Genomic DNA, 13,329 nt, shown 5'->3' with positions numbered 1-13,329 from the left:
GCTGCGCTTCGTAATGAAGCAACGAAGCAACGAAGCGACGAAGCAACATGCGACGGCCGTCGGGTGAAACCGGCGGCCGTTCCTTTTGCAAGCCACGTGGAAACAAACTAACCGCTTGTTGGAGCGCGCGCGCCGAACCCCGGTTATGCTATGTGACCCCGGGCGACCGCCCGGCGATCATGAATTTCGACCGAGAGAAGCGCATGACCATCAAACCCGCCCCTACCGAAGTTGCCATTCACGAGCTGATTGCAGGCCGCTGGAGCCCGCGCGCGTATTCGAGCGAGCCGGTGAGTCGCGAGCATTTGCGCTCGGTGCTCGAAGCGGCGCGCTGGGCGCCGTCTGCTTACAACGCGCAACCGTGGCGTTTTCTCGTCTTCGATCGCAGTGTCGATGAAGTTTCGTTCAAGCAGGCTTTCGCGACGCTGGTGCCGTTCAACCAGGGCTGGAATTCGCGCGCGCCGGTGCTGATCGCCGTGACCACGCACACGCTGACGAACAAGGGCGAAGTAAACCGCTGCGCCGCGTACGATGCCGGTTCCGCGGCGATGGCGCTGGTGTTGCAGGCGCATGCGCTCGGGCTGGCTGCGCATCAGATGAGCGGCTTCGATCCGAACGCGTTCCGCACGACGTTCGCGCTGCCGAACGACGTCGACGTGATCGCGATCATTTCGCTCGGGCACTACGGCGAAGTCGACAAGCTCGATCCGGTGCTGCGCGAGCGCGAGAAATCGGTGCGTCAGCGTCTGCCGCTGGCCGACGTCGCCTACGGCGGCGGCTGGAAGAAGGCTCTCTGAGCAGCTCACCGCACTGGATGGAAAAGCGCGCGGCAACGTCCGCGCGTTTTTTATTCCACTTCGTCCGCGACGCTCGAGAGCGGCGTCGCCACATGTTCGAGCGATTTCCGCTCCGCGTCCACGCCCCAGATCGCCGCCACGATGGCCGCCACGAGCATCAGCCCCGAGCCCACCAGGTAGCCCGAGAACACGGCGCTGCGCTGATGCGTGTCGATCAGCCTCCCGAAGAACGCCGGGCCGATGATGCCGCCGAGCGCCGTGCCGAACGCGTAGAAGATTGCAATCGCCAGCGCGCGGATTTCGAGCGGGAACGATTCGCTGACCGTCAGGTACGCCGAACTCGCCGCTGCCGACGCGAAGAAGAAAATCACCATCCAGGCAATCGTCTGCGTGACGACGGTGAGTAACTGCTGCTCGAACAAATACCCGCTCAGCGTCAGCAGAATCGCGGACATGCCGTAAGTCGCCGCGATCATCTTGCGCCGCCCGATCACGTCGAAAAGCCGCCCGAGCAGCAGCGGTCCGAGAAAATTGCCGAGCGCGAAGGGCAGCAGATACCAGCCGATGTGGTCGCCCGGCACCTGGTAAAAATCGGTGAGCACGAGCGCGTAAGTGAAGAAAATCGCGTTGTAGAAGAACGCCTGCGCGGTCATCAACGTGAGGCCGACCAGCGCGCGGCGCCGGTGCACGTTGAACAGCGTATCGAACACCTCGCGCAACGGCGTGTGCGCACGCGCGCGCAGCCGCAGACGTGTGAGCCGGGCGTCGGGGAGGGCGTGGCCTTCTTTGCGAAAACGCGCTTCGATGCCTTCGACGATCGAGCGCGCGTCGGACTCATCGCCATGCGTCAGCAGCCAGCGCGGGCTCTCGGGCACCCAGATGCGCATTGGCAGGATCACGAGGGCGAGCACTGCGCCGATGAAAAAGCATGCGCGCCACCCCCAGTCGGCCGGCAGCAGATGAGGATCGAGCAGCACCAGCGAGCCTGCCGCGCCGAGCCCCGCGCCGACCCAGAAGGTGCCGTTGATGCCCAGATCGGTCCATCCGCGCACCCGCGCCGGGGTGAATTCCTGGATGGTCGAGTTGATCGCCGTGTATTCGCCACCGATCCCCGCGCCGGTCAGGAAGCGAAACAGCATGAAGCTGGCCAGATTCCACGATAGCGCGGTCGCCGCCGTTGCGGCCAGATAGACGGCGAGCGTAATGAAAAACAGCTTGCGGCGGCCGAGCCGGTCGGTCAGCCAGCCGAAACCCAGCGCCCCGAGCACGGCGCCCGCGATGTATGCGCTGCCTGCCAGGCCTACGTCGGCGTTCGAAAAGCGCAACAACGGACTGGACTTCAGTGCGCTCGCGACGGCGCCCGCCAAGGTCACTTCGAGACCGTCGAGCAGCCACGTGATGCCGAGCGCCACCACGATCAGCGAATGAAAGCGGCCCCAAGGCAAGCGGTCGAGCCGCGAGGGCAGGTCCGTTTCGATCAGTGCGGCGTTTTTCTCGTGAACAGCGGCAGTCGGCGGCGCGCTCATTGCTTGAAGTCTCCTCAATAAGGAAATTTGGTGGCGTATTCTGTCGAAAAGAGCAATATTCGTTCCGTCGAGCGAACTTTTGCCTCGTTGCGGCCGGCTCGAAAGCGTGAGTTGATGCTAATTGAGCTTTCGTGTTACAAAGCCGCTCCCCCTTCTGTCCGCGCCAGCTGAGCGGCGATGCCTGCCATGAACTATTGCGCGATTGACTTCGGTACTTCCAACTCGGCCGTGGCCGTGCCTGACGGCGATTTGCTCAAGCTCGCGCCGGTCGAAGGCGCCTACACGACGCTGCCCACCTCCGTCTTTTTCAATACCGACGAAGACACCCGTGAATTCGGGCGGGCGGCGCTGGCGGCGTACATTGACGGCTTCGACGGCCGGCTGATGCGCTCGATGAAAAGCATTCTCGGCTCGCCGCTCGCCGAAAACTCGACGGATCTCGGCGACGGCTCCGCGATCAAGTACACGGACGTGATCGCGATTTTCGTCGATCACCTCAAGCGCTCGGCCGAAAAGAGCGCCGGCGGCGCGATCGACCGCGCGGTGCTGGGCCGCCCGGTGTTTTTCGTCGACGATGATCCACGCGCCGACCAGATGGCGCAGCAGCAACTGGAAGCCGCCGCGCGCTCGGTCGGCCTGCGGGAGATTCACTTTCAGTATGAGCCGATCGCGGCTGCATTCGACTATGAATCGCATTTGACCGAGGAAGGGCTCGTGCTGGTGGCCGACATCGGCGGCGGCACATCGGACTTTTCGCTGGTGCGGGTCGGGCCGGAACGGATGAAGCGCGTCGAGCGCAAGGACGACGTGCTGGCGCATCACGGTGTGCACGTCGCGGGCACTGACTTCGACCGCCGCGTGGAACTGGCGACGATCCTGCGCGAACTCGGCTATCAGTCGCTCGATCCGGAAGGGCGCGAGATCCCCAACCGTATCTACTTCGATCTGGCGACCTGGCACCTGATCAACACGGTCTACGCGCCGAAGCGCATCAGCGAACTCGCGCTGATGCGGCACCTGTTTACTCAGGTCAAGCACCACGACCGCCTGATGCGCGTCGTGGAGCGCCGTATGGGGCACGCGCTGGCGGCCCATGCGGAAGAGGCGAAGATCGGTGTGGCGGCGGGTGGCGAGACCGTCATCGATCTCGACGAAGTGGAAGACGACTTGCGCCTCGCCTTCGACGAAGCCCAGCTCATCAAGGCCGGCCACGAAGAGACGCAGCGCATCGTGCAGGCGGCGCGCGATACGCTCCAGGCGGCCAGCGTCGCGCCGCGCGACGTCAGCGCGGTGTATTTCACCGGCGGGTCTACCGGGCTCGCGTTTCTATCGGGCGCATTGGCGGCGGCATTTCCGGATGCGAAAGCGGTATTCGGCGATCGACTCGCCAGCGTTGCAACGGGACTCGGAATTCACGCGCGGCGTCTGTTCGGATAACCAACAAACTAATCCCTCGCATACTGCGAAGATAATCAGCGCATTCAGTTGCGACGGATATAAAAAAACCCCGCCGAGGCGGGGTTTTTTGCGTCCGGAAGGAAGCGTGTCGCTTACACCGGCTTGATGTTAGCGGCTTGCTTGCCCTTCGGGCCCGTCTTCACTTCAAACGTAACCTTTTGGTTTTCTTGCAGCGTCTTGAAGCCTTCCGTGCGGATTTCCGAGAAATGCGCGAACAGATCTTCGCCACCGCCGTCCGGCGTGATGAAGCCAAAGCCCTTTGCGTCATTGAACCACTTGACGGTACCGGTTTCCATATTACTTGTTCCTAAAGATGGTAAATAAGGCCGAAGCCCAGAGGGTGCATGAAAATCAAGGAAGGGGGTAATGGGACCAACCGGAGTACCGTTGATGGGCGAACTACGAAAGACCAATTCACTCGCCGCTTGAAATCCTGCCCGAACGTTATACGGCCATTTCGAGAGAAGGTCAACACTATCGTCGATTCTTTACCCATATTTGACGAGTAGGCGCAGTTTTTGCTTACAAACCTTGCTGTCGCCTCGATCTTTTTGTCAGGGAGAACCCTTAGTTTCGCTGCATCGAGTCGGTGCAACCGTTAAACTACGCGCCGCGCGTCGGTTGCACCTGTCGGAATGGGTCCGCCGCGCAATGCATGCGCGTCACCCGTCTCCAGCGCCACAAGCGATGTCACGCGGTGCCGACATGGTTCTGATACAGGAGAAGACGTGAAAAGTTCTATACAACGGAACATCGGGCCGTTCGCACTGCTGCTGACTGGCTTGGGCTCGATCATCGGATCGGGCTGGCTGTTCGGCGCATGGAAGGCCGCCAAAATTGCCGGTCCCGCTGCCATTTGTGCCTGGGTCATCGGCGCAGTCGTGATTCTCGCGATTGCTCTGACCTACGCGGAACTCGGTGCGATGTTTCCGGAATCCGGCGGTATGGTGCGCTACGCGCGCTATTCGCACGGTGCGCTGGTCGGTTTTATCAGCGCGTGGGCCAACTGGATTGCGATCGTTTCGGTGATTCCGATCGAGGCAGAGGCATCCATTCAATACATGAGCACATGGCCCTATGCGTGGGCGCATGCGCTCTTCGTTGACGGATCATTAACCACTAACGGATTATTGCTGTCCGCGGGACTCGTGATCATTTACTTCCTGCTGAACTATTGGGGCGTCAAACTGTTCGCGCGCGCCAATTCGGCGATCACGATCTTCAAGTTCCTGATCCCCGGCGCGACGATCCTTGGCTTGATGCTGACGGGTTTTCACAAGGAGAACTTCGGCGAAACAAGCACGTTCGCGCCGTACGGCTGGTCGTCGGTGCTGACGGCGGTCGCGACGAGCGGCATCGTGTTCGCGTTCAACGGTTTCCAGAGCCCGATCAACCTCGCTGGCGAAGCACGCAATCCGGCCAAGAGCGTACCGTTCGCGGTGATCGGCTCGATCCTGCTGGCGCTGGTGATCTACGTGCTGTTGCAGATCGCGTATATCGGCGCGGTGAACCCGAGCGACGTGATGAAGGGCTGGAGCCACTTCAACTTCGCGTCGCCGTTCGCTGAACTCGCGATCGCGTTGAACCTGAACTGGCTGGCGATCCTGCTGTACGTCGATGCTTTCGTCAGCCCGAGCGGCACCGGTACGACCTATATGGCGACCACCACCCGCATGATCTACGCCATGGAGCGGAACAACACGATGCCGAAGATGTTCGGCAACGTGCATCCGTTCTATGGCGTGCCGCGTCAGGCAATGTGGTTCAACCTGTTCGTGTCATTCATTTTCCTGTTCTTCTTCCGCGGCTGGAGCTCGCTGGCGGCGGTGATTTCGGTCGCCACGGTGATCTCGTACCTGACGGGGCCGATCAGCCTGATGGCGCTGCGCCGCGCGGCGACGGACCTCGAGCGTCCGCTACACATCGTCGGCATGAAGGTGATCGCGCCGTTCGCGTTCGTTTGCGCGTCGCTGATCCTTTACTGGGCCAAATGGCCGCTGACCGGCGAAATCATTCTGCTGATGGTCGTTGCGTTGCCGGTGTACTTCTACTTCCAGGCGAAGTCGGGTTTTGCGGGCTGGGGCCGCGATCTGAAGGCGGCATGGTGGCTGGTCGCCTATCTGCCGATCATGGCGGTTCTGTCGCTGATCGGCAGCAAGGAGTTCGGCGGTTTCGGCATCCTGCCGTACGGCTGGGACATGCTGGTGGTGATCGCGTTCTCGCTGGCGTTCTACTACTGGGGCGTCAATAGCGGCTACCGGTCGGAGTATCTGGAAGAGCGTCGGACTCACGACGAAGTGCTCGAGGGCATGGGCGCGCACTAGTCGCCGCGCTGAGCTTGTCGGCCGGATCGCAGTGGGGGTCCGGGACGAGAAAAAGCCCGTCTGAATCGCTCAGGCGGGTTTTTTTGTTGGCTGTCGCGCGGGAGTGGCGTGCTGCTTACCGGCGCCGGGGTCAGGCGTTGCCGAACACGTAGTTCGTCATCGCGAGCGAGCGCTGATAAGTGCCGAGCGACTGGATGGTCAGCGAATAATCGTCGTCCGCCGCGCCCAATGCGGCGAATACGGGCAGCAGATGCTCGTCGGTGGGATGCATCAGCACAGCGTGCGGCGCCTGGCGTCGGTAGTCGAGCAGCGCGTCAATATCATGCGCGGCAAGTTTCGTTTCGAACCAGTCCGTGAACTCGGTCACGCGCGGATCGGCATCTTCCGGGCGCGCGGAGAAATCGGCGGCGCGCAGATTGTGCGTGATCTGGCCGGAGCCGATCACCATCACACCATCGACTTTCAACGCGCGCAGCGCGCGGCCCACGCGGAAATGATGCGCGGCGTCCATGTGCGGCTGGATCGACAACTGCGCGACCGGCAGGTCCGCGTGCGGGAACATCAGCAGCATCGGTACCCACGCGCCGTGGTCGAGCCCGTGCGGCTGGGTGTCCGCGAGGATACCGTTTTCGCCGAGCAGCGCGGCGGCGCGGCGCGCGACATCGGGCGCGCCCGGCGCCGGGTACTGAATTTCATACAACTGACGCGGAAAGCCGTAGAAGTCGTGGATGGTTTCCGGCGTCGTGGCCGTGCTCGCGAGCGCATGCGCGGTGCCCCAATGGGCGGACAGCATCAGTACGGCTTCCGGACGCGGCAGCTGCGCACCTAATATGCCGAACTCCGCGGACGGCATCGACGGATCGATCGGCAGCGTCGGCGCGCCGTGGGACAGGAAAAGCGAGGGTAGGCGGATCATGGCAGCAACGCAGTCGCGAGGATACGGCGCAGAAGTTGGGTTGCTATCAATATAGACCCGCACCATCGTTTGATAAACGATCCAAAAGAGAATTGATTGTGTCGCCGTTGTTATCAATTCAGGCGCGCCGTCCACCGGGAGGCGGTAGGAGGACGTCTGCTACGGCTGAGCGTCGCGCAATCCCGTCCACGAACGCGACAAAGCCGGGCCGAGCGCGAACAGGTCCAGCACGCGCGCGACAGTGTGATCGACCATTTCGTCGACCGAGGCCGGTTGGTTGTAGAACGCAGGCAGCGGCGGGAAGATCACGCCGCCCATTTCGGTGACGGCCGTCATATTGCGCAGATGCGCGAGATTGAACGGCGTCTCGCGAACGAGCAACACGAGGCGGCGACGCTCCTTGAGCGTGACGTCGGCGGCGCGGGTGATCAGGTTGTCGGAGAAGCCGTGCGCGACGCTTGCGAGCGTCTTCATCGAGCAGGGGGCGACCACCATGCCGTCGGTGGCGAACGAGCCGGACGCGATGCTCGCGCCGACATCGCGCACCGAATGGACGACATCCGCGAGAGGATGCACGTCTTCCTTGCTCAACTGAAGTTCATGCTGGATATTGAGCCAGCCCGCGCTTGAAATCAGCAGATGGCTCTCGACGCCGCCGAGCCTGCGCAGCGTCTCGAGCAACCGGATGCCGTAAATGGCGCCGGTCGCGCCGGTGATCGCGACGATCAGCCGGCGTGGCGCCGCAGCGCGTATTTCCATGGCTCGCGGCGCCTTATCGGGATAAACGGAACGGCAGGGGCCGCTCAGGCCGCGGCGAACAGTTGCTGCAGTTCGCCGGATTCGTACATTTCCATCATGATGTCCGAGCCGCCGATGAACTCGCCCTTCACGTAAAGCTGCGGAATGGTCGGCCAGTTCGAGAACGTCTTGATGCCCTGGCGGACTTCGTCGTCTTCGAGGACGTTGACGGTCTTGAGCTCACCGACGCCACACGCTTTCAGAATCTGGATGGCGCGGCCGGAGAAGCCGCACATCGGGAACTGGGCGGTGCCCTTCATGAAGAGGACGACGTTGTTTTCGTCGACGATTTGCTTGATGCGTTGTTGCGTATCCATGACTGACCTTGCGGTTCCGTGATGTGTAGGGAATAGGCTGAAATGATAGCGGATTTCGGTACGGCCGGCCGAGGGGCGCGTTGCCCGTGCGTCGACTGTGGTTATTCAGCGCATGCGGGCGCCTGATCTCGGAGCCGCCCGCCGCTGATCCGCTCGATACCGGCGAGATCGTACTGCGAGCGCACTTGCGCGAAGCCTTGTGCGGTTAGCAATTCGCGCACGGCTTCGGCCTGATCGTAGCCGTGCTCGATCCACAATGCGCCATGACCGGCGAGGCGAGCGGGCGCACCGGCGACGATGACGCGGATAGCGCTGAGCCCGTCGGCTTCATCGGTGAGCGCGCCGCGCGGCTCGAAACGCAAATCGCCTTCCGACAGATGCGGATCGCCGCTCGCGATATACGGCGGATTGCTGACAATGATGTCGAAGCGCAGTGCGGGGTCGAGCGAGTCGTACCAGTCGCTTTGCTTCAAGGTCATAGCGCCGCCCGGGCGTTTCGCGTCCAGCAGGCGAGCGGCGTTGCGCGCGGCCACCGCCAGCGCTTCGGCTGAACGGTCGAGCGCCCAGACCCGCGCATCGGGTCGCGTCGAGGCAATCGCCACGGCAATCGCGCCGGTGCCGGTGCCGAGATCGAGCACGCGTGGCCCCGCGATGTTTTCCATCGCCGCCAGCGCGGTTTCGACCAGCAATTCAGTCTCGGGACGCGGAATCAGCACATCCGGCGTGACTTCGAAATCCAGCCCGAAAAATTCCCGCGCGCCGACCAGTTGCGCGACCGGCTCACCGGCCACGCGCCGCGCTTGCAGTGTCAGGTAACGCTCGCCGCTCGCGCTGTCGAGCGCTTCATCGCTGCGCGTGATCAATTGCGTGTGCCGCCAGCCGAGCACGTGCGCGAGCAGAATCCGCGCTTCGAGCGGCGGCAGCGGCGAGGCGCGCAGCAGCGCGGCGGGCGTGCTGGCCGTGGCCGGGGTCGCCCGGTCGGCGGGGTTGTCTGGCGTGGCGGGCATCATCGGTGTCAGTCCGCGTCGCCTAGCGAGGCCAGCAACTCTGCCTGATGCTCGCTGACGAGCGCCGCGATCAGTTCGTCGAGATCTCCATCCATGATCGCGTCGAGCCGATACAGCGTCAGGTTGATCCGGTGATCGGTCAGCCGCCCTTGCGGGAAATTGTACGTGCGAATCCGCTCCGAACGGTCGCCCGAGCCGATCAGACTCTTGCGGGTGGCGGCTTCCTTTGCATGCTGTTCGTGCGACTGCTTGTCCTTGATGCGCGCGGCCAGCACCTTCAGCGCGCGGTCCTTGTTCTTGTGCTGCGAGCGGTCGTCCTGACACTCGACGACGATGCCGGTCGGCAAGTGCGTGACGCGCACCGCGGAGTCGGTCTTGTTGATGTGCTGCCCGCCCGCGCCGGACGCGCGGAACGTGTCGATGCGAAGATCGGCGGGATTGATCTCGACTTCGCCGATTTCGTCAGCCTCGGGCATCACCGCGACCGTGCACGCAGACGTGTGAATGCGGCCCTGCGTTTCGGTGGCCGGTACGCGCTGCACGCGATGTCCGCCTGACTCGAACTTCAGCTTCGAATACGCGGCTTCGCCGGCGATCCGCACGATCACTTCCTTGTAGCCGCCGAGATCCGATTCGCTCGCCGACATCATCTCGACCTGCCAGCGATTGCGCTCGGCAAAGCGCAGATACATGCGCAGCAGATCGCCCGCAAACAGAGCGGACTCGTCGCCGCCCGTGCCCGCACGGATTTCGACGAAGATATTGCGGTCGTCGTTCGGATCTTTCGGCAGCAGCATTTTCTGCAGCTCCGCGCCGAGCTGCTCCATCCGGTCGCGCGCCGCGCGAATTTCATCTTCCGCGAAGTCGCGCATCGACGTGTCCGCCAGCAGTTCCTCGGCGGTTTCCTCGTCGCTGCGCGCCTCGCGCCACAGCGCGTAATGCTCGACCACCGGCCCGAGCTCGGCGTGCTCGCGCGTGAGCTTGCGGTATTGATCGAGGTTCGAGGTGATGTCCTCGCGGCTCAACAGGTCGTTCAGTTCGGCCAGCCGCGTGGTGAGCTGGTCGAGCTTGCGTTGCATGCTCGTTTTCATCGGACGGGTTTCGGAGCGGGCTCCGGCAAGGACGGCGACTAGGGGAGTGGGCGGATGCCCTGATCGGGAGCACGTCGCGCGCCACTCGCGGGCGGCGCGGACAGCGCGGCGCTGGCTGCGCCGCTAACGCTCGGTGGAACCGGAGTGCTTGTAGAAACCGCTCATCAGTTCGATGAGCGTGTCGCGGTTATCGCCGCTTGCGCGATTGAGCGCGTGCGTCGGGCCGTGGATCAGCTTGTTGGTGAGCGCTTGCGACAGCGCTTCGAGGACTGCGGCGGGGTCGTCGCCGCGCGCGAGCATCTTCTGCGCACGCTCGACTTCGGCGCGGCGCAGCACGTCGGCCTGCGTATGCATGTGACGGATCACCGGCACGATGCTGCGCGCGTCGAGCCACTGCATGAAATTCTGCACACGCGTTTCGATGATCGCTTCGGCCTGCGCGACCGCGGCTTGCCGCGACGCATTGCCTTCGCGGACGATCGCGCCGAGGTCGTCGACGGTGTACAGGAAGACGTCTTCGAGCTGGCCGGCTTCGGGCTCGATATCGCGCGGCACGGCGAGGTCGACCATGAAAATGGGCCGGTGACGGCGCGCTTTGACTGCCCGCTCGACCGCGCCGAGCCCGATGATCGGCAATGTGGACGCGGTGCACGACACGATGATGTCGAACTCGTGCATCCGCGCCGGCAGCTCCGAGAGCGGAATAGCCCGGCCGTTGAAGCGTTCGGCGAGCCGCGAACCGCGCTCGGCCGTACGATTGGCGACCACCAGCTCACGCGGATGCTGCGCGGCGAAGTGCGTCGCGCACAATTCAATCATTTCGCCCGCGCCGATGAACAGCACGCGCTGGTTCGAGACCTTGTCAAAAATCCGCTGGGCGAGTCGCACTGCGGCGGCGGCCATGGAAACCGACTGCGCGCCGATTTCCGTCGTGCTGCGCACTTCCTTCGCGACGGCGAAGGTGCGCTGGAACAACTGGTTCAGATAGGTGCCGAGTGCGCCGGCTTCGGACGCGGTGCGAACCGCGTCCTTCATTTGTCCGACAATCTGCGTCTCACCGAGCACCATGGAGTCGAGCCCCGACGCGACGCGGAACGCGTGGCGCACAGCTTCCGACTGCGGCAGCGCGTAGACGTGCGGCGCGAGTTCGTCGATGGGCAGCTTGTGATACCTGGAAAACCACTGGATCGCGGCTTCGCGCGCGGCCTGATCGTCGGTGGCGCAGTAGAGTTCGGTGCGGTTGCAAGTGGACAGAATCGCCGCTTCCGGCGCCGTGCGAGCCGTGCGGCCGAGCCAGACGCTCTTGAACGTGTCCAGTGCAGGCTTGATTTGTTCGAGCGGAAACGCCACGCGTTCGCGCAAGGCGACAGGCGCAGTGTGGTGATTGATTCCGATCGTTAGGAGCTGCATTTTGGGGAGCTATGATTTAGCCCAATATTATAGCGTTTTCACGATTCTTACATCCTGGACCCGTCAAGCCGCCTTCAATCCGCCTCGGCGACGGCCTCTGGCGGGATCGTGTCGAGCTGATAGCCGTAGCCGTACACCGGAGTGAGGGCATAGCCGAGTTCAGGGCGGAGCTGCAATTTGCTGCGAACCCGCGAGGCGTGCGTGTCGATGGTGCGCGACTTGACGTCGCGGCGGCGCGCCCAGACGGTTTCGAGGATATGCGCGCGCGACACGGGGCGTGCCAGATTGTTGAACAGCAGCAGCGCGAGGCGGAATTCCTTGGGGGTCAGGATGACTGTCAGTCCGCGGAAGGTGACGGCGAAATGCGCGGTGTCGAATGCATAGCCGCCGATCGTGTCCCGTCGCCGGTTGGCCGGCCGCCGCAGGCCCGCTCGGCGCAGCAGCGCGTCCACCCGGGCCAGCATTTCCGGGCCGCGAACCGGTTTGTTGAGGCAATCGTCGGCGCCGGCGTGTAATGCGGCGACGATCTGGCTTTCGCGCGGCGCCGACATCAGCACGATGACCGGCAGGCTCGGCAGGATGGAGCGGGCTCGCGCGATCACGTCTTCGGCGCAATGGTCGCCGGCCCAGCTGGCGGTGATCAGAAGATCGAAGAACTCGTCGGCGGCACGCTGCAGGAAGGGCGCGCTGGCAATGAACGGCTGGCACACATGGCCGCCCGCGAAGATCAGCCGCTCGACCAGTTTGGCGTGTTGCACATCCGGTTCGATGAGGGCGATTCGCATGGCGCGGCTTCAGCTGGCAACGACCGGGAGTTGGATTTTTCCGCACAGTTTGCGGCTTGCCTAACATCATCCCGACCCCTAAACTCAACCGCTATGCGGAAAGCGCCGTGCTGAACTTCCTAAAGTTAATGAGACAAAAATGCTAGCTGTGTTGCCCCCTTGCGAATATCAGACAAATCTGAAAGTGCGCGAGATCGGCCGCTAATGGGTTGGCCCGGCATCATCGTGTTGGGGGTGGCGATCGGACTGGCGGGCTGGTGGCTGCATCCGTTGCGCCGCGCGAGCCGCGCGCGTTGGTGGATGGCGCTGCTGGCCGGCGTGCTCGGCACGAGCGTCGCGCGCATGGCCGGCAACGTGACCGGTCTCTTTCATGACGGCGATACACTGGAATGGCCGGTATGCACCGCCATCGCGGTAATCGCCGTTGCCGCGACGCTCGGGTTGCTTTCCCGTCGATGAATCTTTGCAGGTGACTCCCATGAATGCCCGACTCCCCGAAACTTCCTCCATCCCCGAACGGCTCGCGAGCCTGCGCAGCGCGATGGCGCGCGAAGGCGTCGCCGCCTATCTGGTGCCGTCCGCGGACCCGCACCTGTCCGAGTATCTGCCTGAGCGCTGGCAAGGCCGTCAGTGGCTGTCCGGCTTCACCGGCTCAGCCGGCACGCTGATCGTCACCGCCGACTTCGCCGGCGTCTGGACGGACAGCCGCTATTGGGAACAGGCTAGCGCGCAATTAACCGGCACCGGCGTGCAATTAATGAAGATGACCGGCGGTCAGCAGACCTCGCCGCATTTCGAATGGCTTGCGCAGAACGTGGCGAGGGGCGGCACGGTCGGCGTGGATGGGGCGGTGCTCGGCGTGGCGGCGGCGCGGGCGTTGGGTCAGGCGTTGAGCGCGCG

At 63.5% G+C, this 13,329-nt stretch carries 14 protein-coding genes; 5 read left to right on the top strand and 9 right to left on the bottom strand.

The features are described 5' to 3' along the window. Window positions 1-203: 203 nt before the first annotated feature. Complete coding sequence (locus CIC12_RS08475) at window positions 204-797, top strand: nitroreductase family protein (RefSeq protein WP_174771966.1); 594 nt, start codon at window positions 204-206, stop codon at window positions 795-797. Between the two features lie 50 nt (window positions 798-847). Here the strand turns inward: CIC12_RS08475 and CIC12_RS08470 are convergent, their stop codons facing one another. Beyond that, complete coding sequence (locus tag CIC12_RS08470) at window positions 848-2,323, bottom strand: MFS transporter (RefSeq protein WP_168663693.1); 1,476 nt, start codon at window positions 2,321-2,323, stop codon at window positions 848-850. 186 nt (window positions 2,324-2,509) lie between these two features. Between CIC12_RS08470 and CIC12_RS08465 the strand changes: the two genes are divergently transcribed. Continuing rightward, window positions 2,510-3,760 carry an Hsp70 family protein gene (locus tag CIC12_RS08465; RefSeq protein WP_168663718.1) on the top strand — a complete coding sequence of 417 codons (1,251 nt, stop codon included), beginning with the start codon at window positions 2,510-2,512 and terminating at the stop codon, window positions 3,758-3,760. Window positions 3,761-3,873: 113 nt separating this feature from the next. On the opposite strand, the gene CIC12_RS08460 is transcribed toward CIC12_RS08465, so the two are convergent. Further along, window positions 3,874-4,077 (bottom strand): cold-shock protein, encoded by a 204-nt coding sequence (locus CIC12_RS08460; RefSeq protein WP_007180251.1) that lies wholly within the window; start codon window positions 4,075-4,077, stop codon window positions 3,874-3,876. A 432-nt stretch (window positions 4,078-4,509) separates the two neighbouring features. Between CIC12_RS08460 and CIC12_RS08455 the strand changes: the two genes are divergently transcribed. Further along, on the top strand, window positions 4,510-6,105 hold the full coding sequence (locus tag CIC12_RS08455; protein WP_168663692.1) for an amino acid permease: 1,596 nt from the start codon (window positions 4,510-4,512) through the stop codon (window positions 6,103-6,105). A gap of 130 nt (window positions 6,106-6,235) precedes the next feature. Here CIC12_RS08455 and CIC12_RS08450 read toward each other — a convergent pair whose 3' ends face one another. The 7 genes from CIC12_RS08450 to CIC12_RS08420 all read right to left on the bottom strand — a co-directional run bounded on the left by CIC12_RS08450 (window position 6,236) and on the right by CIC12_RS08420 (window position 12,429). Beyond that, window positions 6,236-7,021: a DODA-type extradiol aromatic ring-opening family dioxygenase gene (locus tag CIC12_RS08450; protein ID WP_168663691.1), complete on the bottom strand. Its 786-nt coding sequence runs from the start codon at window positions 7,019-7,021 to the stop codon at window positions 6,236-6,238. Between the two features lie 159 nt (window positions 7,022-7,180). Continuing rightward, on the bottom strand, window positions 7,181-7,780 hold the full coding sequence (locus CIC12_RS08445; RefSeq protein WP_168663690.1) for a UbiX family flavin prenyltransferase: 600 nt from the start codon (window positions 7,778-7,780) through the stop codon (window positions 7,181-7,183). A gap of 44 nt (window positions 7,781-7,824) precedes the next feature. Next, the gene (gene grxD, locus CIC12_RS08440; protein ID WP_121315820.1) at window positions 7,825-8,136 is read right to left on the bottom strand and encodes a Grx4 family monothiol glutaredoxin; all 312 of its coding nucleotides are present in this window, start codon (window positions 8,134-8,136) and stop codon (window positions 7,825-7,827) included. 101 nt (window positions 8,137-8,237) lie between these two features. Further along, complete coding sequence (gene prmC / locus CIC12_RS08435; RefSeq protein WP_168663689.1) at window positions 8,238-9,146, bottom strand: peptide chain release factor N(5)-glutamine methyltransferase; 909 nt, start codon at window positions 9,144-9,146, stop codon at window positions 8,238-8,240. 5 nt (window positions 9,147-9,151) lie between these two features. After that, window positions 9,152-10,234 carry a peptide chain release factor 1 gene (gene prfA / locus CIC12_RS08430; RefSeq protein ID WP_168663688.1) on the bottom strand — a complete coding sequence of 361 codons (1,083 nt, stop codon included), beginning with the start codon at window positions 10,232-10,234 and terminating at the stop codon, window positions 9,152-9,154. Window positions 10,235-10,357: 123 nt separating this feature from the next. Further along, window positions 10,358-11,644 carry a glutamyl-tRNA reductase gene (gene hemA, locus CIC12_RS08425; RefSeq protein WP_168663687.1) on the bottom strand — a complete coding sequence of 429 codons (1,287 nt, stop codon included), beginning with the start codon at window positions 11,642-11,644 and terminating at the stop codon, window positions 10,358-10,360. Between the two features lie 74 nt (window positions 11,645-11,718). Next, window positions 11,719-12,429: a response regulator transcription factor gene (locus tag CIC12_RS08420; protein WP_168663686.1), complete on the bottom strand. Its 711-nt coding sequence runs from the start codon at window positions 12,427-12,429 to the stop codon at window positions 11,719-11,721. Window positions 12,430-12,633: 204 nt separating this feature from the next. Here CIC12_RS08420 and CIC12_RS08415 point away from each other — a divergent pair, with 204 nt between their 5' ends. Next, window positions 12,634-12,888: a hypothetical protein gene (locus CIC12_RS08415; protein WP_168663685.1), complete on the top strand. Its 255-nt coding sequence runs from the start codon at window positions 12,634-12,636 to the stop codon at window positions 12,886-12,888. A gap of 19 nt (window positions 12,889-12,907) precedes the next feature. Continuing rightward, window positions 12,908-13,329 (top strand): aminopeptidase P family N-terminal domain-containing protein (locus CIC12_RS08410; RefSeq protein ID WP_174771965.1); only part of this gene is annotated, 422 nt, incomplete at its 3' end.

The organism is Paraburkholderia sp. SG-MS1, assembly GCF_012275575.1.
In the GTDB taxonomy this organism is placed as follows: domain Bacteria; phylum Pseudomonadota; class Gammaproteobacteria; order Burkholderiales; family Burkholderiaceae; genus Paraburkholderia.
Note: the sequence above shows the minus strand (reverse complement) of the source record. Positions and strands in the feature narration are given on the sequence as shown.